Raw genomic sequence first — 24,437 nt, forward strand, 5'->3', positions numbered from 1 at the left:
TCCTGATGAAGGCCGCCCCATGACCAGCACCTCTGCCCTCCCCGCGCTCGATCCCGCCCAGATCAAGCCGATGGCCGACGCCATCCGCGCGCTCGCCATGGATGCGGTGGAAACCGCCAAATCCGGCCATCCCGGCATGCCCATGGGCATGGCCGACGCGGCGGCGGTGCTGTGGTCGCGCCATGTGACCTTTGATCCCGCCAACCCGTCCTGGCCGGACCGTGACCGCTTCGTGCTCTCGGCAGGACACGGCTCCATGCTGGTCTACGCGCTTTTGCACCTGATCGGTGTGAAAGGCGTGACCATGGATCAGATCAGGAATTTCCGTCAGCTCGGCTCCAACACGCCCGGGCATCCCGAATACGGCCACACGCCGGGCGTGGAGACCACCACCGGCCCGCTGGGCCAGGGCATTTCCACCGCCGTGGGCATGGCGCTGGCCGAGCGCATGCTCAATGCGCGTTATGGCGATGAGCTGGTCGACCATTACACCTGGGTGATCGCCTCGGACGGCGACCTGCAGGAGGGCATCAGCCAGGAGGCCATCGCGCTTGCCGGCCACTGGAAGCTGAACCGGCTGATCGTCCTGTGGGACGATAACTCCATCTCCATCGACGGCGCCACCGACCTGTCCGACACCACCGACCATGGCGCGCGCTTTGAAAGCGCGGGCTGGCGGGTGATGCGCGTGGACGGCCATGACGCCGCCGCTATCGACAAGGCCTTGACCAAAGCGCGCGCCAGCGACCGGCCGGTCATGATCGCCTGCCGCACGGTGATCGGCAAAGGCGCGCCCACCAAGGCCGGCACCGCCGGCTCCCACGGTTCGCCCCTGGGAGCAGACGAGATCGAAGGCGCCCGCAAGGCGCTGGACTGGCCCCATGGCCCGTTCGAGATTCCGCAAAGCGTCTATGACAGCTGGGCTGGCGTGGCGAAACGCGGCGCGGCGGCGCGCGCCGCCTGGGCTGCACGCCATCAGGCCTCGAACCGGCGCGCTGACTTCGATGCGCAGCTCTCCGGCGAGACGCCGCGCGCGGCGCTGGACGCGCTAAACGACCATATCCGCGCCGTGCTGGCCGACAAGCCGGCGCTGGCCACCCGCGCCGCCTCGGGCAAGGCCATCGAGGCGTTCTGGGACAAGATCCCCGGCCTCGCGGGCGGTTCTGCCGACCTCACCGGTTCGGTCAATACGCTGGTCAAGGGCATGGCTCCGCTCAGCGCGGACAATTACGCCGGCCAGTACATCCATTACGGCGTGCGCGAGCATGGCATGGCGGCGGCCATGAACGGCATGACCCTGCATGGCGGGGTGCGGCCCTATGCCGGGACGTTTCTGGTGTTTTCCGACTATTGCCGCCCGGCGGTGCGCCTGTCGGCGCTGATGAACCAGCCGGTGATCTATGTCTTCACCCACGATTCCATCGGGCTGGGCGAGGACGGCCCCACCCACCAGCCGGTGGAGCATCTGTCGGCCCTGCGCGCAATCCCCAATCTGGTGGTGCTGCGCCCCGCCGACGCGGTGGAAGCCGCCGAGGCCTGGGCGGTCGCCCTGACCCGTACCGACGGCCCCACTGCGCTGATCCTGTCGCGCCAGAAAACCCCGCACCTGCGCACTGATGACGGCGCGGCCAATCTCAGCGCGCGCGGCGCCTATGTGCTGCGCGAAGCGGACGGTCCGGCCCAGGTGACGCTGGTCGGCACCGGCACCGAAACCGCGCTGGCGGTGGAGGCGCAAGGCCTGCTCAAAGCGCGCGGCGTCCACGCCCGCGTGGTCTCCGCGCCGAGCCTTGAGACTTTCCTCAGCCAGGACGCCGGCTATCGCGACAGCGTGGTTGATCCCACCCTGCCCGTGGTAGCCGTTGAAGCGGGCCTGCGCTGGGGCTGGGACGCGCTGGTCGGGCGCGATGGCGGATTTGTGGGCATGACCGGCTTTGGCGCCTCGGCGCCGGCTGAAGCGCTCTTCGATCATTTCGCCATCACCGCCGAGGCCGTGGCGAACGAGGCGGCCAAGCGCGCCTGAGCTTGACCGCACCACGCGCGCCCCGGCAAGCTGGTCGTCCCGCCGCTGACAGGACGCACATCCATGAGCCTTGTTGAGGAAATGATCGAGGATGGCCTCGATCTGAGCGATAATGCTGCGCTGGCCGCCTTCATTTCCGGCGCCCACCCTGTGGACGCCGCTGCGCTGCTGGACTCGCTGGAGCCCGAACAGGCCCGTGATCTTCTGCTGGCCGAACCGCTGGGTCACCAGACGGAGATCTTCGGCTATCTGCGCGGCGAGACCCAGGAAGCCCTCGCCCATGTGATCGAGCGCGCCCGGCTGGTCGAAATCGTCAGCGAGATGAATGCCGATGACCGGGCTGATCTCTACAACCGCCTCACCGAGGAACAGCGCGATGCGCTGATGCCGGGCCTGGCGCGCGCCGAGCGTGAGGATATCCGCCGCCTGGCCGCCCACGAGGAAGGCACGGCGGGCGCCATCATGACCTCCGACTATGCGGTGCTGGCGCCGGACCTGACAGCGCGCGAGGCCATTGAATCCCTGCGCCGGGAGGCGCCGGACAAGGAAACCATCTACCGCGCTTATGTACTTGACGCCGAACGCAAACTACTCGGTTCGGTGCGCCTGCAAGCGCTGATCCTGGCTGCGCCCGAAACCCGGGTGGATGCATTGATGGAGCGCGGCGCCCTGTCTGTGCGCATGGAGGAAAGCCAGGAAGAGGTCGCCCGCAAGATCGCGCGCTATGACGTGCTGGCCATTCCGGTGATCAATGAGTCCGGCGAGCTTGTCGGCATCGTCACCCATGACGACGCCATGGACGTGGCGCAGGCCGAGGCCACTGAGGACTTCCACAAATTCGCCGCCCACGGCGCCATGGTGGAAAGCGTGCGCGACGCGCCGATCCGCACGCTCTACCAGAAGCGCATCTACTGGCTGGTCATGCTGGTGTTCGCCAACATCTTTTCCGGCGCGGGCATCGCCTATTTCGAAGACACGATTGCGGCCTATGTGGCGCTGGTCTTCTTCCTGCCCCTGCTGATCGATTCGGGCGGCAATGCCGGCTCCCAGGCGGCCACCCTGATGGTGCGCGCGCTGGCCACTGGCGAGGTGGTCATCCGCGACTGGAGCCGCATGCTGGGCCGCGAATTGCTGGTGGCGATCCTCCTGGGCCTGACCATGGCGCTGGCGGTCACCCCGCTGGGTTATCTGCGCGGCGATCATCTGATCGCCATCGTGGTGGCGCTGACCATGGTGCTGGTGGTGATCACCGGCAGCCTGATTGGGATGAGCCTGCCCTTCCTCCTGCACCGGCTGAAGCTGGACCCGGCCACGGCCAGCGCGCCGCTGATCACCTCCATCGCCGACGCCACCGGCGTGATCGTCTATTTCTCCATCGCCACAGCGATCCTGATCCGGTGAACTCTGTCCGATATGGGCGCCATTGTGACAGACCCGCCCCTGAAACCGCTCGCGCCCCCCGGCCCTGACCGGGCTATGCTGGCGCCATGAGCACAGCGATTCGTCTGTTGGGGATTGATCCCGGACTGAACGCCACCGGCTGGGGGCTGATTGATCAGGCCGGAACCCGGCTGAGCCTGGTGGGATGCGGGGTGATCCGCGCCCCGGCGCGCGCGCCCATGGCCGAGCGGCTGCGCGTCATTCATGATGCGATTGAAGCGCTGATCGCGCAGCACCAGCCCCATGAAGCCGCCGTGGAAGACCAGTTCGTGCACGTCAATCCGGGCAGCGCCCTGAAGCTGGGACAGGCGCGGGCCGCAGCCATGCTGGCGCCCGCGCGCGCCGGGCTGAGCGTGGCCGAATACGCGCCGCGCCTGGTCAAGAAATCCGTGGTGGGCACGGGCGCAGCGGAAAAAGCGCAAGTGGCGGCCATGATCTCGGTGCTCCTGCCCGGCGCCAAGGCCGAGGCCGACGCCGCCGACGCGCTGGCGGTCGCCATCTGCCACGCGCACCACCGCACATCACACACGAGGGCGGCGTCATGATCGGCAAGCTCAAGGGCGTCGTGGACAGCGTCGGCGAGGACGAGGCGGTGATCGATGTGAACGGGGTGGGCTATCTGGTCCATGCCGGATCGCGCACGCTCTCAAGACTGAGCCCGGGCGAGAGCGTCAGCGTGCATGTGGAGACCCATGTGCGCGAGGACGCCATCAAGCTGTTCGCCTTCCTCACCGATCAGGAGCGCGCCTGGTTCGTGCGCCTGCAGGCCGTACAGGGCGTGGGCGCGCGCCATGCGCTGGCGCTGCTGGACGCCATCGGGCCGGGCGAGATCGAAAGCGCGGCGGCGCTGGGCGATTCATCGGCCTTCGCCCGCGCGCGCGGGGTCGGCCCCAAGCTCGCCCAGCGCATCGCCACCGAGCTGAAAGACAAGGCGCCGCCCGCCGGACGCACCCTGGGCTTTGGCGCGCCGCTGACGCCCGCCGGCTCTGGCGTGCCGGCTGCTCCCGGCGCCAGCGCGGCGCGTGATTCCGCCGTCTCGGCGCTGATCAATCTGGGCTATGGCGAAAGCGATGCGCGCCGCGCCGCCGCCGCCGCCCTGCGCGATTTGGGCGAAGACGCCAGCGAAGGCGCCCTGATCAAGGCCGCGCTCAAGGAGCTGGCGCGATGAGGGGGGCGCTGCACCCCTCACCTCTATCCTCTCCCCCAGGGAGGGGAGAGGGGGCTTTGGCGTACCACTCTCTTCGGAAATGCCTGGCGCCAAGCCCAAAAGAGTATTCGGGGCGTTCAAGACCCCTCTCCCCCATGGACATGGGGGAGAGGATAAAGGTGAGGGGGTGCGGGCGCCATTTTCGCCAACCCCTCCCCAAGGAACCGCCCCATGACTGAACCGGACCGCATCATCTCGGCGGAAGACCAGGCCGGGGACGGGCGCGACAAGGCGCTGCGGCCGCTGTCCTTCTCCGATTTCGTCGGCCAGAGCGCCGCGATCTCGAACCTGAAAGTGTTCGTGGACGCCGCCGGACGGCGCGGCGAGGCGCTTGATCACGTGCTTCTGTCCGGCCCGCCGGGGCTGGGCAAGACCACGCTGGCACAGATCGTCGCGCGCGAGCTGGGGGTGAATTTCCGCGCCACCTCCGGGCCGGTCATCGCGCGCGCAGGCGATCTGGCCGCGATCCTGACCAATCTGGAAGCGCGCGACGTCCTGTTCATCGACGAGATCCACCGCCTGCAGCCGGCTGTGGAGGAGATCCTCTATCCGGCCATGGAGGATTTCGCGCTGGACCTGGTGATTGGCGAGGGGCCGAGCGCGCGCACCGTGCGCATCGACCTGCCCCCCTTCACCCTGATCGGGGCGACCACGCGGGCGGGCCTGCTGGCCACACCCCTGCGCGACCGGTTCGGCGTGCCGGTGCGGCTGGAATTCTATGACGCGGCGGAGCTGGCGCGCATCGTCGCGCGCGGCGCCGGCAAGCTGGGCGCGGCCATGACCGAGGACGGCGCCATGGAGATCGCAAGGCGCGCCCGTGGCACGCCGCGCGTGGCCGGGCGCCTGTTGCGCCGGGTCCGTGACTTTGCCGAATCCGATGGCGTTGAGGTGATCAACCGCACCGCCGCCGACGCAGCCCTGGCGCGTCTGGAAGTGGACGAGGTCGGGCTGGACAGCCTCGACCGGCGCTATCTGCGCGTCCTGATCGAAAGCTTCGCCGGCGGGCCCGCCGGTGTGGAGACGCTGGCGGCGGCCTGCGCCGAGGCGCGCGATGCACTCGAAGACGTGGTCGAGCCGTTCCTGATCCAGCAGGGCTTCATCCAGCGCACCCCGCGCGGCCGGATCGCTGCAGCGCGCGCCTGGCGCCATCTGGGGCTGGAGCCGCCGCGTACAGGACCGGATCTGTTCGGAGAAGGGTCATGACGCCAGACGGTGGCGCCTGGTCCGGTGGCCTCCACCACCTCCCCGTCCGCGTCTACTACGAAGACACGGACTTCACCGGCGTGGTGTATTACGCCAATTATCTCAAATTCCTGGAGCGCGGGCGCACGGACGCTTTGCGTATGGCAGGCGTCTCCCACAGTGATCTTCTGGCGCTCGACCCGCCGCTGGGCTTCGCCGTGCGTCAGCTCAGCGTGGAATACCTCGCCCCCGCCCGCATTGATGATGCGCTGGTGGTGGAAACCCGTTTCGAAACCGCGCGCGGAGCGCGCATGGTCATCGCCCAGCGCATCCTGCGCGGCGATGCGGTGCTGCTGACCGCGCAGGTGGAGGCCGCCTGTATTGATCTGGACGGGCGCCCGCGCCGCCTGCCGGCCGTGATGGTGGACGCCATCGCGCGCGCCAGCTCACGCGGCGGCTGAAGACTCCCGCTGCGTCATGCAGTTAGGCGCTGCGCTCTTCCCTTAATTCGCCGCAATCGCCCGTCTTCATGCGCGGCTCGAATACGGGCCAAGCCTTGGCGCAAGGCTTGCACCCGGTTAAACAGCGTGCCGGGGACGCCGGCATTCACATCCGCGCCAGCAATGGCGCGCCGACGAGGGGTCAAAAGCGAGCCGTCATGGAAAGCGTAGCTGTTGAACTGGCCAGCCCGCAGGGCGAGCTCACCATCCTCTATCTGTTCATGCGCGCCGACATCGTCGTGAAGGCGGTGATGGCGATCCTGGTGTTCATGTCCATCTGGTCCTGGGCCATCGCCATTGAAAAGGCGCTGGAATACCGCAAGGCCCATGCCCGCGCCGTGCGCTTTGAAAACGATTTCTGGTCCGGCGCAGCGCTCGATGACCTGACCAAGCGTTATGCCCGTGATCCGCGGGAGCCGTTCGGCCGGGTGCTGGCGGCTGCCTTGCGCGACTGGGACGGGTTCTCGGTGGCCAAGTCCGGCGGCGCCGAGGCCGGACGCGAATTGTCCAAGATGGAAAAGGGCCTGGGCGTGCTGGCCAGCATCGGCTCCTCGGCGCCCTTTATCGGCCTGTTCGGCACGGTGTGGGGCATCATGAACGCCTTCCGCGCCATCGCCACGGCTGAGAACACCTCGCTGGCGGTGGTGGCGCCGGGCATCGCCGAGGCGCTGTTCGCCACCGCACTAGGGCTGTTCGCAGCCATCCCGGCGGTGATCTTCTTCAACGCGCTGAGCTCCAATCTGGGCAAGTACGCGGCCAAGCTGGAAGGCTTTGTCGATGACCTGACCGCGTTGGCCAGCCGGGAGAGCTGATCATGGGCGCAGGCGTCGACAATAATTCAGGCGTCAAGAGCGGCCGCCGCCGCTGGAAGCCGGCCGCCGAGATCAACGTCACCCCGTTTGTGGACGTGATGCTGGTTCTGCTCATCGTGTTCATGATCTCCGCCCCGCTGCTGACGGTGGGCATCGAGGTGGACCTGCCCGACACCGAAGCGCGGGCCATGACCACCTCGGAGGAGCCGCTGACCATCACCATCCAGTCGGACGGAACGATCTTCCTGATGGAAACACCCGTACCCTATGACGAGCTGGGTCCGCGCCTGCGCGCCATAGCCGGCGCCCAGTCGGGCGCGCGGGTCTATATCCGCGCTGATCGCGGCGTGCCTTATGGCGAGGTGATGCGGGTGATGGCGCGGGTATCGGCCTCCGGCCACCCCAATATCGGGCTCGTCACCGACCCGGTCCGCGACTAGGGAGGCGCGCGCGCATGCGCCAGGCCTTGGGATTTCTCCTGTCGGCCGTCCTGCACTTCGCCCTGGTGGCGTCGGCCTTCATCTATTTCCCCCAGGCTAGCCGCCTGGCCTCCGAGAGCGTCATCATTCCGGTGGAGCTGGTGACGCTGGCCGATGTCACCAATGTGCGCGCCGCGCGCCCTGAACCCGAGCCCGCACCGGAACCCGAGCCCCAGCCGCAAACCCGCCCCGAACCTGTGACGGCGCCCGACCCCATACCCCTGCCGCCCGAACCGGAGCCTGAGCCTGAGCCTGAGCCCGAACCGGTGCGCGATCCGGACCCCGAGCCGGAACCGGCGCCTGCACCGCAGCCGGAACCGCGCCCGCAGCCGCAACCCCAGCCGCGCCAGCCCGAGCGGGGCCTGGATCTGGATGATCTCTCCCGTCTGGTGGATCGCTCGCGTCAGGAGACGCGCACGGGCGCGGCTGAGACCGGCGAAACCCGCCGGGGCGCCGGGGAAGGCACGGCCATGACCGCTACGCTGCAAGACATGCTGCGCAGCCAGATCGCGCGCTGCGTGCGCTCCAACGCCGATGCCCCCTCCAACATGGATTTGCGGGTGGTGGTGGACGTCCAGCTGGAACGCGACGGCACGCTGTCGCGCCCACCGCGCCTGCGTGACGAGAGCCGGGTCATGAACTCGTCCAATCCCTTCCTGCGGGTTGCCGGCGAACGCGCCGTACGTGGCGTGATCGACTGCCAGCCCTATCGCCTGCCGCCTGAAGTCTATGCCCAGTGGCGTCATCTTGAAGTCAATATTGACACTCAGGCTGGCCGTTCATGATCCTACGTGTCATTCCGCTCCGGAGCCGCCTCATGATCTCTTTCAGCTTTTCCCGTCTGGCGGCCGGCCTGGCCGCCCTTGTCCTGCTCACCCTGCCCGCTCACGCCCAGGGTCCCCTGCGGGTGGACGTGACCGAAGGCCATCTCGATCCCATGCCGGTGGCCATTCCAGATTTCATCGGCGCTGATGGCCGCGCGGCTGAGGCCGGCGAACAGATCGCGCGGGTGGTGACCAATAATCTGCGCAATTCGGGCCTGTTCGCCCCGGTGGACCGGGACGCCCATATCGAGCGCATCGAAAATATCGATTTGCGCCCGCGCTTTGGCGACTGGCGGGTCATCAACGCCCAGGCCTTGCTGATCGGGCGCGTCACCATTGACGGCGAAGACCGCATGCAGATCGCCTTCCGGCTCTGGGACACCGCCACCGAGCAGCAATTGCTTGGCCTGCAATTCGCCACCACGCCCGATAACTGGCGGCGCATCGCTCACAAGGTCTCCGACGCGATCTATGAGCGCCTCACCGGCGAGCAGGGCTATTTCGACACTCGCATCGTCTATGTGGCTGAATCAGTTGGACAAGATGGCGAAACGATCCGGCGCCTGGCAGTGATGGACCAGGACGGCGCCAATCCCTCGCTGCTCACCGACCGCTCTTTCATGGCGCTTCTGCCCAACTATTCGCCCGGCGCCCAACAGATCACTTTCGTGGCCCAGCGCGAAGACGGCCGAAATATGAGCTATCTCTATGATCTCGCCACCGGGCGGCGGGAGTCCCTGTTTGAGGGCGGCCCCTCGCTCAGCGCGGACGGCCAGTCGCTGGCGCCGCGCTTTCATCCCGACGGACGCTCGCTGGTGGTCGCGGCGGAGCGTCACGGCTCGCACCATATCTTCCGCTACGACCTGCGCAGCCGCATTCTGCGCCAGATCACCAGCCATCCTGCGGACGATGTGTCGCCCTCCTATGCGCCCAGCGGCGAGCAGATCGTGTTCTCCTCCAACCGCGCCGGACGGTCCCAGCTTTATGTCATGAATGCTGACGGGTCTGACGTGCGCCGCATCACCTTCGGGGATGGGCAGTATTTCGCTCCGGTCTGGTCACCGCGCGGGGATCTGGTGGCGTTCGTGCGCCAACAGGCTGGCGGACGCTTCTCCCTGGGCGTCGTGCGTCCGGACGGGTCAGGCGATGAGCGCATCCTCTATGAAGGCTATTTCGTCGACAGCCCCACATGGGCGCCCAATGGGCGGGTTCTGGCCTTCACCCGGGGGGAATTCGCCCGCGAGGGCACCGAGTATTCAATCTGGAGCGTGGATCTGGCCGGTTTCAATCTGCGCCGCCTGCCCACTCAGGGACCGGCGTCGGATCCGGCCTGGTCGCCCTTGATTGAATAGGTCTGGCATGCAAGAGTTTTTTGGGTTCGCGCACATACGAGGGGGAATTGCGTGTTAGCCCGGAATTCGGATACAAGCGCGAGCCCCGCGGGTTAAGCCCCGGGTTTCTGGAGGGAATACCATCATGATGCGCCTGACTTTTGCTGCTGTCGCCGCGCTTGGCCTTCTGGCCTCTGCCTGCGCCAGCCGTCCCGAGCCTACGCCTGAGCCTGCGCCGGCCCCGGCCCCTGCGCCAGCGCCCGCACCGGCGGAACCGGCGGGACCGACCCCCGGCAGCGCCGCGCATTTCGAAGCCAGTGCGGGCGACCGCGTGTTCTATGGTTTCGACCGTTACGACCTGACCAGTGAAGCGCGTGAAACGCTTCGCCGCCAGGCCGCCTGGCTGGCCAGCTACCCCAACACCCGCATCCTCATCGCCGGCAATACCGACGAGCGCGGCACGCGGGAATACAACCTGGCGCTCGGGGCCCGGCGCGCCAACGCCGCGCGTGACTTCCTGGTCGCGCAAGGTGTGGATGCGTCCCGGATCCAGACCGTATCGTATGGCAAGGAGCGGCCCACCTGCCGCGAATCCAACGAGCGGTGCTGGGCCATCAACCGGAACGCCACCACCATTATTCAGTCCGGCGCCGTCTCGTAATTGAGACCGCCTGACAAGGCCTGAAGCCCTGCGCCCGCAAGCCCCGCTTGCGGGCGCTGTGCTGTACGGGCCCGCGAAGGCCTTGATTTCGCCTTTCCGACAAGGACACTGCGCGCCAGAGACCTTGTCCCCGCGCGTTCCAAGGAGACCGCCATGATGCGCGCCGCCCTCTTCGCCATTACCGTTCTGACTGCTCTGGCTCTGGCCGCGCCCGCCGACGCACAGAGCCGGCGCGAGCTGCAGATGCGCCTCGACAATCTTGAAGCCCGGCTGGCCCAGATGGAGACGAACGCGCAAGCGGGCGATCCGCTGGCGGAAACCCTGCTGATGCGTCTGGATGCGCTGGAGCGCGAACAACGCGTGCTCACCGGCGAGATTGAGCGGCTGACCCACGAAAACCGCCAGCTGCGCCAGCAAATTGAGCAATCCCGCACAGCGTCCAGGGCCATGCATGGCGAAGACAACGGGACTGCCTTCGAGGGCGCGCACCCGGTGCTGGGTTCTGATGAAATCGATCCTGACGATCCATTCGGCGAGGCGCGCGCTGGCGCTGTCCAGCCCCTGCGCCTGCCCGATAATGGCGGTTCCCCAGCCCGGCCTGACGCATCCTCCGCCAGCGATCCGGACGCCCTGTTCGCCCGCGCCCGGACCCGTCTTCTCGACGGCGACTTCGCGGGCGCGCGCGACGGCTTCCAGACCTTCACCGAGCGCCATGGCGATCACCCCCAGGCGGGCGAGGCCTGGTACTGGCTGGGTGAGACCCATTTCGTGAACGGCGATCTGCAAGACGCCGCCGACGCCTATATCGCCTCCTTACGCGCCGATCAGCGCGGCGGGCGTGCGCCGGATGCGCTGGTGCGCCTGGCCGCCTCGCTGGCCGGGCTGGGCCAGACCAGCCGGGCCTGCCAGCTTCTGGGCAGTTTCCCGCGCGAATACCCCAATGCCAGCCAGGATGCGCGCCGGCGCGCCGAGCGCGAACGCACGCGCATCGGGTGCTAGGCGCCGCCGATGTCAATGCGCCGCGCCTGGCGCTGGGCTTTTCAGGCGGCGGGGATTCCACCGCGCTCCTGATCGCCCTGCGCGAAGGCTGGCCTGGCATCCCTGTGCATGCGCTGATCGTTGACCACCGCCTGCGCCCGGACAGCACGCGCGAAGCGGCTCTGGCCGCTGAACGCGCGCGCGCCATGGGCGCCGAGCCGCACATCCTGACCTGGGATCAGCCCCGCCCCGGACAGGGCGCGGCGCGCTTGGCCCGCCACCGGCTGATGGCGCAGGCCTGCCGCGCTCTGGGCGTGAAAATTCTGTGTCTGGGCCACACGCTGGATGACCGGGTGGAGACACTGCGCATGCGCCAGGCGCGCGGCGGGCCGGAGCACACCCTGACCGCCATGGCGCCGGTGAGCATCTCGCCGGTCTGGCCCGAAGGGCGCGGCCTGACCATCGTGCGCCCCCTGGTCGGCGTGTGGCGCGGGGCCCTGCGCAGCGCCCTGGCGCGCCGGGGGGCGGAGTGGATCGAGGACCCGTCCAATGAGGACCGGCGCTATGAACGGGTGCGGCTGCGCCAGACTCCCTTGCCGGTCCATGAGGCCAGCGCCCTGCTTGAAAGAGCCGATGACATTCAGGGCTTTATTCCGGATATGGGCGAAGGCGATATCGAGCTGATCGAGTGGAGCGGCCAGTTCTCGGACACCGGCTGGTATCAGTTTCGCAATGGCGCGATGTATGAGACCAGCCGTCACGTGCTGCCCATGATCGGACAGGCCATGCTGGCCGCCATGTCCGGAAGCCCGGCCCTGGCGCCCTTGCGCGCCTCCAGGCCCTTCTTCACCGCCCTGTTCAATGCACGCGCCTTCACCGGATATGGCGTCCATTTGACCGCGTCCGGCGCCCTGGGACGTGATCCGGGCGCCGCCGGGCGCGCTGATGGCGTGACCGCGGCGCCGCCGGTCGAGGTCCAGGCCGGACAGACCTTGGTGTTTGACGGACGCTACGAGATCACGGCCAAGGCCCCCCTGACCCTCAGCCTTCTGGGCGCGCGCCGCCCCGGGCTCGGCGAGGACGGCGCGCCCGCCGTCCTGCGCCCGTCCCTCATCCTGATCGAGGGACAGGACGGGGCCGAACTTGCACGTGCGGACGGGCCGGGGCGCTGGCTTTGGCGCGAACGGCTGAACAATCTCATGCTTTCGCCTGCGCTTCCGGCGTGGTTTGATGCTAGAACAATGCAAGCGCGCGCATGCGCCGCACTGGCGGTGACGGCGGCGCGCACCAATATCTGACGTCGTGCAGGCGCCCCGAAGGCCTGCATGTCCGGTGTGCGCGCCCGGCTGACAAGTCGCGCTGAAAGACATGGCGGGCGACATGAATATGCGCAATTTCCTCGTCTGGGCGATCCTGCTGCTCTTGCTGCTGGCCCTGTTCAACATGCTGCAGGGCCCCACGCGCGAGCCGGCCGCCACCGAGGTGAATTATTCGCGTTTCCTGGACCAGGTCGAAGCGGGGCAGATCCGCTCGGTCACCATCCAGGGCGATGTGATCACGGGTGAGACCGCCAATGGCGCGGCCTTCCGCACGGTGGTCCCGGGCGACGCCAGCATCTCCGAGGCGCTGCGCAATTCAGGCGTGGAGATCACCGCCCGCCCGGCCAGTGACGGCAATGGCGGCATCTGGGGCCTGCTTCTGGGCTGGTTCCCCATGCTGCTCCTGATCGCGGTGTGGATTTTCTTCATGCGCCAGATGCAGGGCGGCGGACGCGGCGCCATGGGCTTTGGCAAGTCCAAGGCCAAGCTGCTGACCGAGAAGTCAGGCCGGGTCACATTTGACGACGTGGCCGGTATCGACGAGGCCAAGGAGGAGCTCCAGGAGATCGTGGAGTTCCTCAAAGACCCCTCCAAATTCCAGCGTCTGGGCGGCAAGATCCCGAAGGGCGCCCTGCTGATCGGTCCTCCGGGCACCGGCAAGACCCTGACCGCGCGCGCCGTGGCGGGCGAGGCGGGCGTGCCTTTCTTCACCATTTCCGGTTCGGACTTCGTGGAGATGTTTGTCGGCGTGGGCGCCAGCCGCGTGCGCGACATGTTCGAGCAGGCCAAGAAGAACGCGCCCTGCATCATTTTCATTGACGAGATCGATGCAGTGGGCCGCTCGCGCGGCGCCGGCCTGGGCGGCGGCAATGACGAGCGCGAGCAGACCCTCAACCAGCTCCTGGTGGAGATGGACGGCTTCGAGGCCAATGAAGGCATCATCCTGATCGCGGCCACCAACCGCCCCGATGTACTGGACCCGGCGCTCTTGCGCCCGGGCCGCTTCGACCGTCAGGTGGTGGTGCCCAATCCGGACGTGACGGGGCGCGAGAAAATCCTGAAAGTGCACATGCGCAATGTGCCGCTGGCCGCTGACGTGGACCCCAAAGTGGTCGCGCGCGGCACGCCGGGCTTTTCAGGCGCGGATCTGGCCAATCTGGTCAACGAGGCCGCCCTGATGGCCGCCCGGCGCAACAAGCGCGTGGTGTCCATGGCCGATTTCGAAGAGGCCAAGGACAAGGTCATGATGGGGCCCGAGCGCCGCTCCATGGTCATGAGCGAAGAGGAAAAGCGCCTCACCGCCTATCACGAAGCCGGCCACGCCATCGTGGCGCTCAACGTGCCGGGCTCCGATCCGGTTCACAAGGCCACCATTATTCCGCGCGGGCGCGCGCTGGGCATGGTCATGCAACTGCCTGAGGGCGACAAGTATTCCATGTCCTACAAGCAGATGACCTCGCGTCTGGCCGTGCTGATGGGCGGCCGCGTCGCCGAGGAGATCAAGTTCGGCGAAGACAACGTCACCTCGGGCGCGGCGGGCGACATCAAGATGGCCACGCGCCTGGCGCGGGCCATGGTCACCCAGTGGGGCTATTCCAAGGATGTGGGCCTGGTCGATTACGGCAATGACCAGGGCGAGGTCTTCCTGGGCCAGCAGCTGGTGCAGTCCAGCTCGGTGTCCGCTGACACCGCCGCCCGGATCGAGGCCGAGGTCAAGCGTCTGATCCAGGCCGGCCATGAGGAAGCCCACCGCATCCTCACCGACAAGAATGATGACTGGGAAGCCATCGCCCAGGGCCTTCTGGAATACGAAACCCTGAGCGGTGAGGAGATCAACAATCTCATCAAGGGGGTCAAGCCGGTGCGCGACACCTATGTGCCGCCCAAGGCCGGGTCTGACGAACCGCCCGCCGGCGCGGTTCCGGAAGTGGCCGAGGATGATGACGAGATCGGCGCCCCCGGAGGGCTCTCGCCCAAGCCGGGCCCGGCCTGACCCTGGCCAGGCCTGAAGACTGGATACGCAGCGAAGGCGAAGGAACCCTCCTTCGCCTTCGTGTTGTTCCAAACGCCCCGCAGGACCGGATCGAGGGTGTCGTGACTGCGTCAGACGGACACGCCCGTCTCAAGATTCGCGTGCGCGCCGCACCCGACAAGGGCGCGGCCAATACAGCCGTGATCAAGCTTCTCGCCAAGGCGCTGGGCGTGCCGAAAACATCCCTCAGCCTGATCTCCGGCCAGACCGCGCGAATGAAGACGGTGCATGCCGCAGAGCTGCAGCTGGATGACGCCAAAACCCGCCTGCTCGGCCTGACCGGCCCATCTTAGCTCCTTCAGCGTCAGGCCTTTGAGCGTTTTTCATTGCCAGGCGGGGCTGATCGCGCTTCAAGCGGGGCATGACTAGCGCCCTCGCCCCCCATGACCGCTGGCGCCCCCTTGTCATGGGGGTGGTCAATGTGACGCCGGATTCGTTTTCCGATGGCGGACGCTATCTTGGAGCCAAGGCTGCGTGCGATCACGCCCTGACTCTTCTGGATCAGGGCGCGGACTGGCTGGATATCGGCGGGGAGAGCACCCGCCCGGGCGCGGAACCTGTCAGCGCAGACGAGGAGGCGGAGCGCATCCTGCCCGTGATCGAGGCCGTGCTGGCCGTCCGGCCTGACGCGCGAATCTCCATTGACACGATGAAGCCTGAGGTGGCCGGGGCGGCCATGCGCGCAGGCGCGGCCCTGTGGAATGACGTGACGGCCTTGAGCGCACCGGGCGCAGCGGAGCTGGCTGCAAAGCTGGGCTGTCATGTCTGCCTGATGCACATGCGCGGCGCGCCGCGCACCATGCAGGACGCGCCCGTGTATGACGATGTGGTCACCGATGTGGCGCGGTATCTGGGCCAGCGCGCCGGCGCAGTCATGGCCGCCGGTGTGGCGCGCGAGCGCATTGTGCTCGATCCCGGCATCGGATTCGGCAAGACGCTGGCGCATAATCTGGCGCTGATGGCCGCGCTGGAGCCCTATGCCGGGCTCGGTTTTCCGATCCTGTTCGGCGCCTCGCGCAAGCGCTTCATCGCCGCCATCGACCCGTCAGCGGCTGACGCGGGAGACCGGCTGGGCGGCTCGCTGGCCGCCGCCCTGCTTGCGGCGCGCGCGGGTGCGGCCATGGTGCGCGTCCATGACGTGCGCGAAACTGTCCAGGCGATCACAGTCCAGGCCGCCATACTCGAGGCGAAGGACACAGGGCGCTGACCGGCCCGCGTGTCAGGGCCAGATCGCTTCGGGCGGCATGGAGGAGAGAATGCTCTCGATATTGCCGCCGGTCTCCAGCCCGAACTTGGTGCCCCGGTCATAGAGCAGGTTGAACTCGGCATAGCGCCCGCGCCGGATCAGCTGCTCGCGCCGGTCATCGGCGCTCCAGGGGGTGTCCATGCGGGTGCGCACGATGGCCGGATAGGCGGTCAGGAAGGCCTCGCCCACATCACGGGTGAAGGCGAAGTCGGCCTCGTGATCGCCGGTGTCGAGATGGTCATAGAAAATCCCGCCCGTGCCGCGTGGCTCGGCGCGGTGCTTGAGCCAGAAATACTCCTCGCACCAGGCCTTGAAGCGCGCGTAATAGTCCGCCCCAGCCTTGTCGCAGGCCGCCTTGGCGGCGGCGTGGAAGGCGATGGTGTCGGGAAAATCGTCCTGGCGCTGATAGTCCTGGGTGGGATTGAGATCCATGCCTCCGCCAAACCAGCTCAGCGAGGTGGTGATGAAGCGGGTGTTCATATGCACGGCCGGGATATGCGGGTTGCGCAAATGGGCGATCAGCGAGATGCCGGTAGCGGCGAAACGCGGGTCCTCGGCCGCGCCGCGCACCTGGGATGCGAACTGCTCGGTGAAGCGGCCATAGACGGTAGAGACGTGCACGCCCACCTTTTCAAACACGCGCCCGCGCATCATGCCCATGACGCCGCCGCCCAGATCCTCAGCGCCATCTCCGCGCCGCCAGGGCGACAGCTCGAACCGCCCCGGCTCGCCGGGATAGAGCGCGCTGTCAGCGTCCTGCTCGATCGCCTCGAAGGCGGCGCAGATCCGGTCACGCAAGGATTCAAACCAGGCGCGCGCAGCGGCGGCCCGGGGCTGGCTGGCAAGATCGGCAGGTTCGGTCATCAAGTCGCTCTCCGGTACTGGTATATCGTTGATGGCCGTCCGGCCCGGGCCTTGCAAGCCCTTACTGACGCCTGAGGGTGGCGCAGACCACTGCCCGAGGCTAGTTTGCCCCCGCTTTCCCGCCCGCCCCAAGCGAAGCCGCTCATGACCGATCTCATCAGCCGTCTGCAGTCCGCCATCCAGTCAGAACATCTGCTGGAGATTTCCCGCGCCACGCGCGCCGTGCTGGCCGCCGACCTCAAGCTGGGCTCGGAGTGGGCGTCCATTGCAGGCACCTGCATGCAGGCGGGCGATGATCTGGCCGCGCTGCAGGCCGCAGGGCGGGTGGCGGAAGCCGCGCCCGATCATCTCGAATCCTGGCTCTGGGTGGCGGCGGCTTATACCGCCATGGGCGATCACGCCAATGCGCTCAAAGTGCTCGAAACACAGATCAAGCGCCATCCTGGCGATGTGGTGCTGCGCCGGCGCGCCGGGCGGGCTCTGCTGGAGCTGGGACGCAGGCGCGAGGCCGAGCTTCATTTCCGTGAGGCCGTGGCGCTGAGCGGCGGAGATGCGATTGCCTATGAGGGTCTTGCCCAGTCGCGTGTGTTCGCGCCGGGCGATGACGTGCTCGTCCATATGGAGCAGACCCGCATCAATCTACCGGAGAACGCCCCGACCGAGCAGCGCGGCGTGCTCGCCTACGCCATCGCCAAGGCCTACGAGGATGTGGGCGAATACGACATCGCCGCCCGGCGCGTCAGCGAGGGCGCCGCTTTCTATCGCGAGACCGCGGCCTTTGACGTGGACCGTCATGACCAGGCGGTGGACCATTTGCTGAGCGTTTATGACACCCGCTTCGCCGGCAGCCAGGAAGAGGCTGGGCTGATCGATGCGCGCCCGGTCTTCATCATCGCCCCGCCCGCCGCCGGCGCCAGCTGGCTGGCCCGGGCTCTGGGCGCGGATGAAACCGCTTTCGCGCTGGAGCGCACCAACTCCCTGTTCTGGATGTCCGCCTCGCCGCTGGGCGACCAGACCCCGGATGATATCGAACGCGCTCTCAAAGAGGGCGGCGACCAGTCCGTTCTGGCCGATGTGGGCCGCGCCTATCTGCGATTCGCCGAGGAGCGCGCAGGCCAGGCCCGGCGCATCATCGATCCCTCCAGCCTCAATGAGATGTCCGTGGGCGCCGCCGGCCTGTCCCTGCCCGCCGCGCGCTTCATCGTCATCACCCGCGAACCGGCTGATCTGGCCTGGGCGGTGTTCAAGCGCCGCTTCCGCAAGGGCCGCTACTGGACGTATCACCTTGATGATATCACCCGGGTGATGGCCATGACCGCCAAGCTCACCGAGCGCTGGTCCATGCTGTTTCCCGACCGCATCCTGACCGTGTCCTATGAGGCGCTGGCCGCCGATCCGGGCGGCGAGGTCAAGCGCATCGCAGCGTTCGCCGGCGTGGACCCGGAGGCCGCGGCGGCGGAAGCCTGGCTGCGCGCTGATCTGTTCAAGGCCGATCCGGTGGGCGTGCATGAACGCGCCGCCTCGCGCCTGCCGGCCCTGAAGGCCGCATTGGAGCGGGCGGGTTTCAATCCGGGCTGAGCCGGGCGTCCAGCCGGGCGCGCACGTCAGGCCATTCATCCTTCAGGACCGAGAACATCACGGTATCGCGCCGCTGGCCGGTCCAGGTGGCGTAATGGCTGCGCAACACGCCCTCGCGCACCGCGCCCAGCGCGGCGATGGCGCGCTGGCTGCGCGCATTGAGGTGATGGGTCTTGAGCTCCACACGCTCCGCCCCGCTCTCAAAGGCGTGGGCGAGGAGCAGGCGCTTGCAGGCCGGATTGACCGCGCCGCCGCGTGCGCCCGCCGCATACCAGGTCCAGCCGATCTCCACGCGGGCATGGGGCGCGCTGATCTCCAGATAGGCGGTGTGGCCGACGCAGGCGCCGGACGCGGCGTCGAATACCGCATGGCTGATCTGGGCCGGTCCGGCGCTGGCGGTGAGCATCTTGTCAAACCAGGCGTCAAACTGAGCCCCGTCCCCGCGCTGGGTCATGAACGCCCAGATATCGGGGTCATCCGCCGGGCCGCGCAGCGCCTGGCGATGGGCCTCCCGGAGCGGCTCCAGGCGCACATGGGCGTCTTCGAGCACGGCTTCATCCAGTTTCATCAGGCGCTTCCCATGAGTTCGGCCAGGCCCATCCCCAGATAGACCAGGCCTATGAGGGTCACGGCGCGCCGCGTCCAGCGCCGGAAATCCGCCTCGCTCATCGCCGCCAGCACTCTGGCGCCCAGCGTGGTCCCGGCCATGGACAGCGGCAAGGCGATGATCAGGACCCAGACCAGACCGTCCGGGCTCGCGGCCAGCGCCGGGGCGGCGTAATAGGCGATCTTCACGCCATGGGCGGCGACCTGGCTGGCGGCCTTGGTGGCCACAATGGCGCGCCGGTCAGCACGCGTGTTCTGGAAAAACACGTCCAGCAGCGGCCCGGACACGCCCGCCACCACATTGAGCCCGGTCACGCAAAAACCCGCCAGCGCACCCTGCGCAGGCCGTTCCGGGTGCAGCGGCAGGAGGCGCGGCGGCAACCAGACGAGGAACGGCACCAGCCCCAGAACAATCAGCAGCCAGGTCCGGTCCAGCACGATCTGGACGCTGAACAGGAGCAGCGCCGCCAGCGCCGAACCAGCCAGATAGGCGCCCAGCGCCCGCCACAGGATGAACCGGCGCAGCAACACCGCGCGCCAGCCATTGGCCACACTCTGCGCCAGCCCATGGGTCACCATCGCGGCAGGCACAGGCAGCCACAGCGCCAGCACCCCCATCAGCACCAGCCCGCCCGCCATGCCCAGCATGGCCGACAGGGCCGAGGTGAGGAAAACTGCAATCAGGATGATGAGAGCGGTCATGTCACGGGTGGATTCTGGCTCAGGATGTTTAAGATGACACCGACATGAGTGAGCGGGCCGGCGGGAGAGACCGGCGCGGGAGGAGCCTGACGATGAACTTTGAATATTCCGACGTGTGCAAGGACTATCTGCGGCGCCTGCGCGCCTTTATGGACGCCCACATCTATCCCAATGAGCGCACCTATCACGAACAGCTCAAGAGCTTTGGCGAAAATCGCTGGCAGGTGATTCCGGTCATCGAGGAGCTCAAGGTGAAGGCGCGCGAGGCGGGGCTGTGGAATCTGTTCCTGCCCGATTCCGATCTGGGCGCGGGCCTGTCCAACGCCGACTACGCGCCGCTGGCTGAGGAAATGGGCCGGGTGCCCTGGTCGTCGGAAGTGTTCAACTGCGCCGCGCCCGACACCGGCAATATGGAAGTTCTGGTGCGCTACGGCACGAAGGAGCAGCAGGATCAGTGGCTGACCCCGCTGCTGAAAGGCGAGATCCGCTCCGCCTTCCTGATGACCGAGCCGGCAGTGGCCTCCTCGGACGCCACCAATATCGAATGCTCCATCACGCGCGATGGCGATGACTATGTCGTCAATGGCGTGAAATGGTGGAGCTCGGGCGCAGGCGATCCGCGCTGCAAGGTGTTCATCGTGATGGGCAAGACCGACCCGTCCGCCGAGACCTACCGCCAGCAATCCATGATCCTGGTCCCCGCCGACGCGCCGGGCGTGACCATCCTGCGCCACCTGCCGGTGTTCGGTTATGACGACGCCCCCCACGGCCATATGGAAGTCAAGCTGGACAATGTACGCGTACCCGCCTCCAGCATGCTGCTGGGCGAGGGACGCGGTTTCGAGATCGCGCAAGGCCGGCTTGGCCCGGGCCGCATCCACCACTGCATGCGCACGATCGGCGCGGCCGAACGCGCGCTGGAGCTGATGGTGCGCCGGGCCATGAACCGCGAGGCGTTCGGCAAGCGCGTTATCCAGCATTCCATCTGGGAGCACCGCATCGCCAAGGCGCGCATCGATATCGAAAGCGCGCGCCTGCTGACGCTGAAGGCGGCGTGGATGATGGACACGGTGGGCAACAAGGCCGCGCGCGGCGAGATCGCCATGATCAAGGTCGCCGCCCCGCGCGTCGCCCTGCAGGTCATTGACGACGCCATCCAGGTCCATGGCGGCGGCGGGGTCAGCGATGACTTCCCGCTGGCGGCGGCCTATGCCGGCATCCGCACCCTGCGCATCGCTGACGGGCCGGACGAGGTGCACGAGCGCACCATCGCGCGCCTGGAAGCCAAGCGCTGGCTCAACGAGGCCTGAACACCCATGGCGGACGGCCCGCCGCCTGCCCCGAGCCTCGCCGAAGCGGTGCGCGTCTGGGCGCGCATCGGGCTGATGAGCTTTGGCGGGCCGGCGGGCCAGATCGCCCTGATGCACCGCATACTGGTGGAGGAGAAGCGCTGGATCAGCGAGCAGCGCTTTCTCCAGGCGCTCAATGTCTGCATGCTGCTGCCCGGCCCCGAGGCCCAGCAGCTGAGCGTCTATGCCGGGTGGATGCTGAACCGCACGCTGGGCGGGCTGATCGCAGGGCTGTTGTTCATCCTGCCCGGCGCCGCGGCGATCCTGGCCTTGAGCCTGGTTTATGTCCTCCACGGCCAGGCAGGGCCGCTGGCGGCAGTGTTTTTCGGGCTCAAGGCCGCCGTGCTGGCCATCATCATCCAGGCCCTGATGCGCATGGGAGCGCGGGTGCTGAAGACCCGCGCGGCATTGGCGGTGGCGCTGGCGGCGTTTGTGGCGATCGCCGTGTTCAATGTGGCGTTCCCCGCTGTGGTGATCGGCGCGGCGTTGATCGGCTTTGGACTGGCCCGCGCCGGATTGAGCGGGTTTGATCCTCCGGCCCATGGCGGCGCCGGCACAGAGTCCTCGCGTCAAGCGGTAATCGGCGCCGGACCACTGGCCCATGCCCGGCCCAGCGCAACCGGACTATTGAGAACAGTACTGACGGGCGGCGCGCTGTGGCTGGCGCCGGTGGGCGCGCTGGTGCTGGCGCTGGGGCCGGGCGCGGTGTTCAGCACGCTGGCGGTGTTCTTCAGCCAGATGGCGGTGCTGAGCTTTGGCGGCGCCTATGCCGTACTCGCCTGGGTCGCCCAGGCCGGAGTGGAGACCTATGGCTGGCTGGAGCCGGGCGAGATGCTCGACGGGCTGGCGCTGGCGGAAACCACGCCCGGCCCGCTGATCCTGGTGCTGCAATTCGTGGCCTTCCTGGCCGGCGCGCGCGAGGCGGGCGGGCTGGACCCGCTCATGGCTGGGGCGCTGGCGTCCGTGATTGCGCTGTGGGTGCTGTTCACGCCGAGCTTCGTGATGGTGCTGGCGGCAGCCCCCTTCATGGAGCGCCTGCGCGCGGCGCGCGGCCTGGGCGCAGCTTTGGGCGCGGTGACGGCGGCGGTCACCGGGGTCATCGCCAGCCTCGCCCTGTGGTTCGCCCAGCACGCCCTGTTCGCCCAGCAGACCCGCATCTCAGGCTATGGCGTGGACATGACCGTTCCGGCCTTCGCCAGCCTCGACCCGGCCGCCCTTGTGCTGACCCTGGCCGCGCTCATTGCCGTACTGGTTTTACGGGCCGGAATTGGGGCGCTGCTGGGCGGCTGCGCGCTGGCGGGGATCATGCTTGCCGCCCTGGGCTGGATCTGACCGGCAGCAGCAGTGATGACGACCGGATTCCATCCGGATGAAATTTACTTTTCGTTCATATTCGGCTAGGGTGATTGTCAGGCAGCCTCGCAGCTGAACACACCGGATCAAGCTCGTCACACGGGCATTAGCGGATATCGGCGCTCGCGGGCTGCCTCACCGTGTCCGGTCATTTCAAGCAAGCCGTGAACAGGTCTATTCGCCGCCGCTGCTGGCGCCGCCAGTGAGCGCTGCACTGACCTCTGCCTCGATATGGGTCCACATCCCGTCATTGCCCGTGCCCAGCGCCGAGACGCCGACAATGATGGCCACCGCAATCAGCCCTGCGATCAGGCCGTACTCAATGGCGGTGGCGCCGCTGTGATCGTTCAGGAAACTTTCTCGCCCGCGAGCCGGTCGCGCAGCTCGGCGGCCAGCGGCCGGTCGGCGGGCAGCAGCGCATAGTCCGACAGACGCTCCGGGCGCACCCAGGCGATCTGCTGATTTTCCTTCGGGTCCACGAACCCGTCCCAACGCCGGCAGACAAACAACGGCATCAGGAGCCAGCGTCCGCCCTCCAGCGTTGTGGAGGCGAAGGCGAAGGGCTGCAGGCACTGCTCGCATGGCTCCACTCCCAACTCTTCGCGCAATTCGCGCACTACGGCCTGTTCGGGGCTTTCCCCCGCTTCGACCTTGCCGCCGGGAAATTCCCAGCCGCCAGCTTGCGCCTTGCCGTCAGGGCGCCGGGCGATAAGAACGCGTCCGCCAGAATCCACCAGAGCACAGGCTGCGACCAGCAGGAGACGGGGCGGACTATCATTCATCATGACCTCGCAGGGGTTAAGGCGGCGTATGGAGGCAGGGTTAAACCCGATTTAAGGCTGGCCGGGATCAGCCGGATCTTCTTGCGCTTCTTCCGCCTCATCCGCCTGAGGATCAATCACAGGCCCGGGCTCAGGCCGGCGCAGCCCCCCTGGCGCACGCCCTGCGGTGATGGTGACCGGGTAGGTCTCGCGGATGGTTTCCAGAAGCGCGTCAATGCGCTGCAAGGTGAGGAAGCGCACAATGCTCGGGCGCATCGCCTCCAGCCCCGGGCGCGGCTGGGCGCGCCGGTCAACGACTTTCAGGACATGCCAGCCCGCCTCGGTCTCGAAGGGCTCGCTCACCTCGCCAGGAGACGTGGCGAAAGCGATGCGCGCGAACTCCGGCAGAATGCCCGAGCGGGTGAAATAGCCCAGATCCCCGCCCTCCAGCCGTGTGGCCGGATCCTGGCTCACCTGCCGGGCCAGCGCCGCGAAATCAGCCCCGTCCTCCAGCTCGCGCAATACTTCCCGGGCCGCCTCCCGGCTCTCGAGCAGGATATGGCGCGCACGCACCTCCTGTTCAGGTGGAGCCAGGCGCGCCTGTTCCTCATAAACCCGGCGCACGGCTTCGTCCGTGACCCCGTCAGCCACCGCGGTCTCCACCAGCACATTGCCCAGAATGCGTTCTTCGGCCGCAGCCAGGCGCCGGCGCGCCTCGGGCGATTGCTGAAGGCCGCGCCGCGCCGCTTCAAGCGCCAGCAGGCGCTGGTCGATCAGCGCATCCAGCGCCTCTCGGAAGACCGGGTCGCCGGGCTGCAGCTCATCGGGGTCCTCGCTCAGCTCTCTCACGCGCGCCTCGCGGCGCACATCCTCGATTGTGATCACGCTGTCGCCCACGCGGGCCGCTGGCGTTGATGAAGCAGGCGGCGCATCCAGAAACCTCAAGGCGCCGTCGTGCGGCGCGGCGTTGCCGGGCGCCTCGGAAGGGTCCGAGCATGCGCCCAGAACAAGGCTTGCGCCGATCGCGCACAGCAGGGCGTGCAGGCGGGCTTGATTGACAGTCAAACTGGGCCTCCTTAAGTCCCGTGCAAACGGGTCCGTGCACGCCGCCCGGCCGATATGCGTCCTGCCGGGCGCGCCGGCGGGGCGATGGCGCGCGATCCGTCCTGTCCGCGCCCGCGCAAAAGGCTGAT

24 protein-coding genes and 1 pseudogene are annotated in these 24,437 nt (G+C 67.7%); 19 read left to right on the plus strand and 6 right to left on the minus strand.

The features are described from left to right. Positions 1-19 precede the first annotated feature (19 nt). The 16 genes from tkt (at position 20) to folP (ending at position 15,992) form a co-directional block, all read left to right on the plus strand. Positions 20-2,020, plus strand: coding sequence for a transketolase (gene tkt / locus F1654_RS10975; RefSeq protein ID WP_150023590.1), 2,001 nt, complete (start codon positions 20-22; stop codon positions 2,018-2,020). A gap of 81 nt (positions 2,021-2,101) precedes the next feature. Further along, entirely contained in the window at positions 2,102-3,421 is a 1,320-nt protein-coding gene (gene mgtE, locus F1654_RS10980) for a magnesium transporter (protein WP_408628264.1), read from the plus strand. 86 nt (positions 3,422-3,507) lie between these two features. Continuing rightward, complete coding sequence (ruvC, locus tag F1654_RS10985; protein ID WP_150023592.1) at positions 3,508-4,005, plus strand: crossover junction endodeoxyribonuclease RuvC; 498 nt, start codon at positions 3,508-3,510, stop codon at positions 4,003-4,005. Continuing rightward, positions 4,002-4,628 (plus strand): Holliday junction branch migration protein RuvA, encoded by a 627-nt coding sequence (gene ruvA, locus F1654_RS10990; RefSeq protein WP_150023593.1) that lies wholly within the window; start codon positions 4,002-4,004, stop codon positions 4,626-4,628. Before ruvC ends, ruvA begins: the two co-directional genes overlap by 4 nt. A 210-nt stretch (positions 4,629-4,838) precedes the next feature. Then, positions 4,839-5,870 carry a Holliday junction branch migration DNA helicase RuvB gene (ruvB, locus tag F1654_RS10995; protein WP_150023594.1) on the plus strand — a complete coding sequence of 344 codons (1,032 nt, stop codon included), beginning with the start codon at positions 4,839-4,841 and terminating at the stop codon, positions 5,868-5,870. Next, positions 5,867-6,310, plus strand: a complete 444-nt coding sequence (ybgC, locus tag F1654_RS11000; protein ID WP_150023595.1) for a tol-pal system-associated acyl-CoA thioesterase — start codon at positions 5,867-5,869, stop codon at positions 6,308-6,310. The genes ruvB and ybgC overlap by 4 nt, the downstream gene beginning before the upstream one ends. A 197-nt stretch (positions 6,311-6,507) precedes the next feature. Next, a complete protein-coding gene (locus F1654_RS11005; RefSeq protein ID WP_150023596.1) occupies positions 6,508-7,161 on the plus strand; it encodes a MotA/TolQ/ExbB proton channel family protein in 654 nt (217 codons plus the stop codon). Positions 7,162-7,163: 2 nt separating this feature from the next. After that, positions 7,164-7,601: an ExbD/TolR family protein gene (locus F1654_RS11010; RefSeq protein ID WP_150023597.1), complete on the plus strand. Its 438-nt coding sequence runs from the start codon at positions 7,164-7,166 to the stop codon at positions 7,599-7,601. A 14-nt stretch (positions 7,602-7,615) separates the two neighbouring features. Beyond that, positions 7,616-8,425: a cell envelope integrity protein TolA gene (locus F1654_RS13935; RefSeq protein ID WP_199200552.1), complete on the plus strand. Its 810-nt coding sequence runs from the start codon at positions 7,616-7,618 to the stop codon at positions 8,423-8,425. Between the two features lie 32 nt (positions 8,426-8,457). Continuing rightward, positions 8,458-9,816 carry a Tol-Pal system beta propeller repeat protein TolB gene (tolB, locus tag F1654_RS11020; RefSeq protein WP_150023598.1) on the plus strand — a complete coding sequence of 453 codons (1,359 nt, stop codon included), beginning with the start codon at positions 8,458-8,460 and terminating at the stop codon, positions 9,814-9,816. Between the two features lie 124 nt (positions 9,817-9,940). After that, positions 9,941-10,456, plus strand: a complete 516-nt coding sequence (gene pal, locus F1654_RS11025) for a peptidoglycan-associated lipoprotein Pal (protein ID WP_150023599.1) — start codon at positions 9,941-9,943, stop codon at positions 10,454-10,456. 153 nt (positions 10,457-10,609) lie between these two features. Next, positions 10,610-11,455, plus strand: coding sequence for a tetratricopeptide repeat protein (locus tag F1654_RS11030; protein WP_150023600.1), 846 nt, complete (start codon positions 10,610-10,612; stop codon positions 11,453-11,455). Then, positions 11,449-12,732 (plus strand): tRNA lysidine(34) synthetase TilS, encoded by a 1,284-nt coding sequence (gene tilS / locus F1654_RS11035; RefSeq protein ID WP_199200553.1) that lies wholly within the window; start codon positions 11,449-11,451, stop codon positions 12,730-12,732. The genes F1654_RS11030 and tilS overlap by 7 nt, the downstream gene beginning before the upstream one ends. Positions 12,733-12,802: 70 nt before the next feature. Further along, on the plus strand, positions 12,803-14,746 hold the full coding sequence (ftsH, locus tag F1654_RS11040; RefSeq protein WP_150023602.1) for an ATP-dependent zinc metalloprotease FtsH: 1,944 nt from the start codon (positions 12,803-12,805) through the stop codon (positions 14,744-14,746). Between the two features lie 23 nt (positions 14,747-14,769). Next, positions 14,770-15,078, plus strand: a complete 309-nt coding sequence (locus F1654_RS11045) for a DUF167 domain-containing protein (RefSeq protein ID WP_150023603.1) — start codon at positions 14,770-14,772, stop codon at positions 15,076-15,078. 68 nt (positions 15,079-15,146) lie between these two features. Continuing rightward, the gene (gene folP / locus F1654_RS11050) at positions 15,147-15,992 is read left to right on the plus strand and encodes a dihydropteroate synthase (protein ID WP_150023604.1); all 846 of its coding nucleotides are present in this window, start codon (positions 15,147-15,149) and stop codon (positions 15,990-15,992) included. 12 nt (positions 15,993-16,004) lie between these two features. Here folP and hemF read toward each other — a convergent pair whose 3' ends face one another. Then, the gene (gene hemF / locus F1654_RS11055; RefSeq protein WP_150023605.1) at positions 16,005-16,895 is read right to left on the minus strand and encodes an oxygen-dependent coproporphyrinogen oxidase; all 891 of its coding nucleotides are present in this window, start codon (positions 16,893-16,895) and stop codon (positions 16,005-16,007) included. Positions 16,896-17,039: 144 nt separating this feature from the next. Here hemF and F1654_RS11060 point away from each other — a divergent pair, with 144 nt between their 5' ends. Then, entirely contained in the window at positions 17,040-18,473 is a 1,434-nt protein-coding gene (locus F1654_RS11060) for a tetratricopeptide repeat-containing sulfotransferase family protein (RefSeq protein ID WP_150023606.1), read from the plus strand. Here F1654_RS11060 and F1654_RS11065 read toward each other — a convergent pair. Both F1654_RS11065 and F1654_RS11070 read right to left on the minus strand, forming a co-directional pair. Continuing rightward, the gene (locus F1654_RS11065; RefSeq protein WP_150023607.1) at positions 18,460-19,041 is read right to left on the minus strand and encodes a GNAT family N-acetyltransferase; all 582 of its coding nucleotides are present in this window, start codon (positions 19,039-19,041) and stop codon (positions 18,460-18,462) included. The two genes, F1654_RS11060 and F1654_RS11065, sit on opposite strands and share 14 nt — an antisense overlap. Next, entirely contained in the window at positions 19,041-19,781 is a 741-nt protein-coding gene (locus F1654_RS11070; protein ID WP_150023608.1) for a TSUP family transporter, read from the minus strand. The genes F1654_RS11065 and F1654_RS11070 overlap by 1 nt, the downstream gene beginning before the upstream one ends. Positions 19,782-19,873: 92 nt before the next feature. Between F1654_RS11070 and F1654_RS11075 the strand changes: the two genes are divergently transcribed. Together F1654_RS11075 and chrA are read left to right on the plus strand one after the other, a co-directional pair. Next, a complete protein-coding gene (locus F1654_RS11075) occupies positions 19,874-21,091 on the plus strand; it encodes an acyl-CoA dehydrogenase family protein (RefSeq protein WP_150023609.1) in 1,218 nt (405 codons plus the stop codon). A 6-nt stretch (positions 21,092-21,097) separates the two neighbouring features. Further along, positions 21,098-22,462: a chromate efflux transporter gene (gene chrA, locus F1654_RS11080; RefSeq protein WP_150023610.1), complete on the plus strand. Its 1,365-nt coding sequence runs from the start codon at positions 21,098-21,100 to the stop codon at positions 22,460-22,462. Between the two features lie 315 nt (positions 22,463-22,777). Here chrA and F1654_RS14195 read toward each other — a convergent pair. From F1654_RS14195 to F1654_RS11095, 3 genes and pseudogenes are all read right to left on the minus strand, one after another. Beyond that, a pseudogene (locus F1654_RS14195) lies at positions 22,778-22,834 on the minus strand (Flp family type IVb pilin); the annotation flags it as partial. Then, positions 22,831-23,265 (minus strand): (deoxy)nucleoside triphosphate pyrophosphohydrolase, encoded by a 435-nt coding sequence (locus tag F1654_RS11090; RefSeq protein ID WP_150023611.1) that lies wholly within the window; start codon positions 23,263-23,265, stop codon positions 22,831-22,833. The gene F1654_RS11090 and the pseudogene F1654_RS14195, both read right to left, overlap by 4 nt. Positions 23,266-23,316: 51 nt before the next feature. Beyond that, complete coding sequence (locus F1654_RS11095) at positions 23,317-24,309, minus strand: peptidylprolyl isomerase (RefSeq protein ID WP_233205255.1); 993 nt, start codon at positions 24,307-24,309, stop codon at positions 23,317-23,319. Between the last annotated feature and the right edge of the window lie 128 nt (positions 24,310-24,437).

This window comes from Alkalicaulis satelles (assembly GCF_008630495.1).
GTDB classification, from domain to species: Bacteria; Pseudomonadota; Alphaproteobacteria; order Caulobacterales; family Maricaulaceae; genus Oceanicaulis; species Oceanicaulis satelles.

What these genes read in the sequence shown, in the direction of transcription:
- tkt (WP_150023590.1), top strand. Translation starts at nt 20, where the DNA reads ATGACCAGCACCTCTGCCCTCCCCGCGCTCGATCCCGCCCAGATCAAG.
- mgtE (WP_408628264.1), top strand. Translation starts at nt 2,102, where the DNA reads ATGATCGAGGATGGCCTCGATCTGAGCGATAATGCTGCGCTGGCCGCC.
- ruvC (WP_150023592.1), top strand. Translation starts at nt 3,508, where the DNA reads ATGAGCACAGCGATTCGTCTGTTGGGGATTGATCCCGGACTGAACGCC.
- ruvA (WP_150023593.1), top strand. Translation starts at nt 4,002, where the DNA reads ATGATCGGCAAGCTCAAGGGCGTCGTGGACAGCGTCGGCGAGGACGAG.
- ruvB (WP_150023594.1), top strand. Translation starts at nt 4,839, where the DNA reads ATGACTGAACCGGACCGCATCATCTCGGCGGAAGACCAGGCCGGGGAC.
- ybgC (WP_150023595.1), top strand. Translation starts at nt 5,867, where the DNA reads ATGACGCCAGACGGTGGCGCCTGGTCCGGTGGCCTCCACCACCTCCCC.
- F1654_RS11005 (WP_150023596.1), top strand. Translation starts at nt 6,508, where the DNA reads ATGGAAAGCGTAGCTGTTGAACTGGCCAGCCCGCAGGGCGAGCTCACC.
- F1654_RS11010 (WP_150023597.1), top strand. Translation starts at nt 7,164, where the DNA reads ATGGGCGCAGGCGTCGACAATAATTCAGGCGTCAAGAGCGGCCGCCGC.
- F1654_RS13935 (WP_199200552.1), top strand. Translation starts at nt 7,616, where the DNA reads ATGCGCCAGGCCTTGGGATTTCTCCTGTCGGCCGTCCTGCACTTCGCC.
- tolB (WP_150023598.1), top strand. Translation starts at nt 8,458, where the DNA reads ATGATCTCTTTCAGCTTTTCCCGTCTGGCGGCCGGCCTGGCCGCCCTT.
- pal (WP_150023599.1), top strand. Translation starts at nt 9,941, where the DNA reads ATGATGCGCCTGACTTTTGCTGCTGTCGCCGCGCTTGGCCTTCTGGCC.
- F1654_RS11030 (WP_150023600.1), top strand. Translation starts at nt 10,610, where the DNA reads ATGATGCGCGCCGCCCTCTTCGCCATTACCGTTCTGACTGCTCTGGCT.
- ftsH (WP_150023602.1), top strand. Translation starts at nt 12,803, where the DNA reads ATGGCGGGCGACATGAATATGCGCAATTTCCTCGTCTGGGCGATCCTG.
- folP (WP_150023604.1), top strand. Translation starts at nt 15,147, where the DNA reads ATGACTAGCGCCCTCGCCCCCCATGACCGCTGGCGCCCCCTTGTCATG.
- hemF (WP_150023605.1), bottom strand. Translation starts at nt 16,895, where the DNA reads ATGACCGAACCTGCCGATCTTGCCAGCCAGCCCCGGGCCGCCGCTGCG.
- F1654_RS11060 (WP_150023606.1), top strand. Translation starts at nt 17,040, where the DNA reads ATGACCGATCTCATCAGCCGTCTGCAGTCCGCCATCCAGTCAGAACAT.
- F1654_RS11065 (WP_150023607.1), bottom strand. Translation starts at nt 19,041, where the DNA reads ATGAAACTGGATGAAGCCGTGCTCGAAGACGCCCATGTGCGCCTGGAG.
- F1654_RS11070 (WP_150023608.1), bottom strand. Translation starts at nt 19,781, where the DNA reads ATGACCGCTCTCATCATCCTGATTGCAGTTTTCCTCACCTCGGCCCTG.
- F1654_RS11075 (WP_150023609.1), top strand. Translation starts at nt 19,874, where the DNA reads ATGAACTTTGAATATTCCGACGTGTGCAAGGACTATCTGCGGCGCCTG.
- chrA (WP_150023610.1), top strand. Translation starts at nt 21,098, where the DNA reads ATGGCGGACGGCCCGCCGCCTGCCCCGAGCCTCGCCGAAGCGGTGCGC.
- F1654_RS11090 (WP_150023611.1), bottom strand. Translation starts at nt 23,265, where the DNA reads ATGAATGATAGTCCGCCCCGTCTCCTGCTGGTCGCAGCCTGTGCTCTG.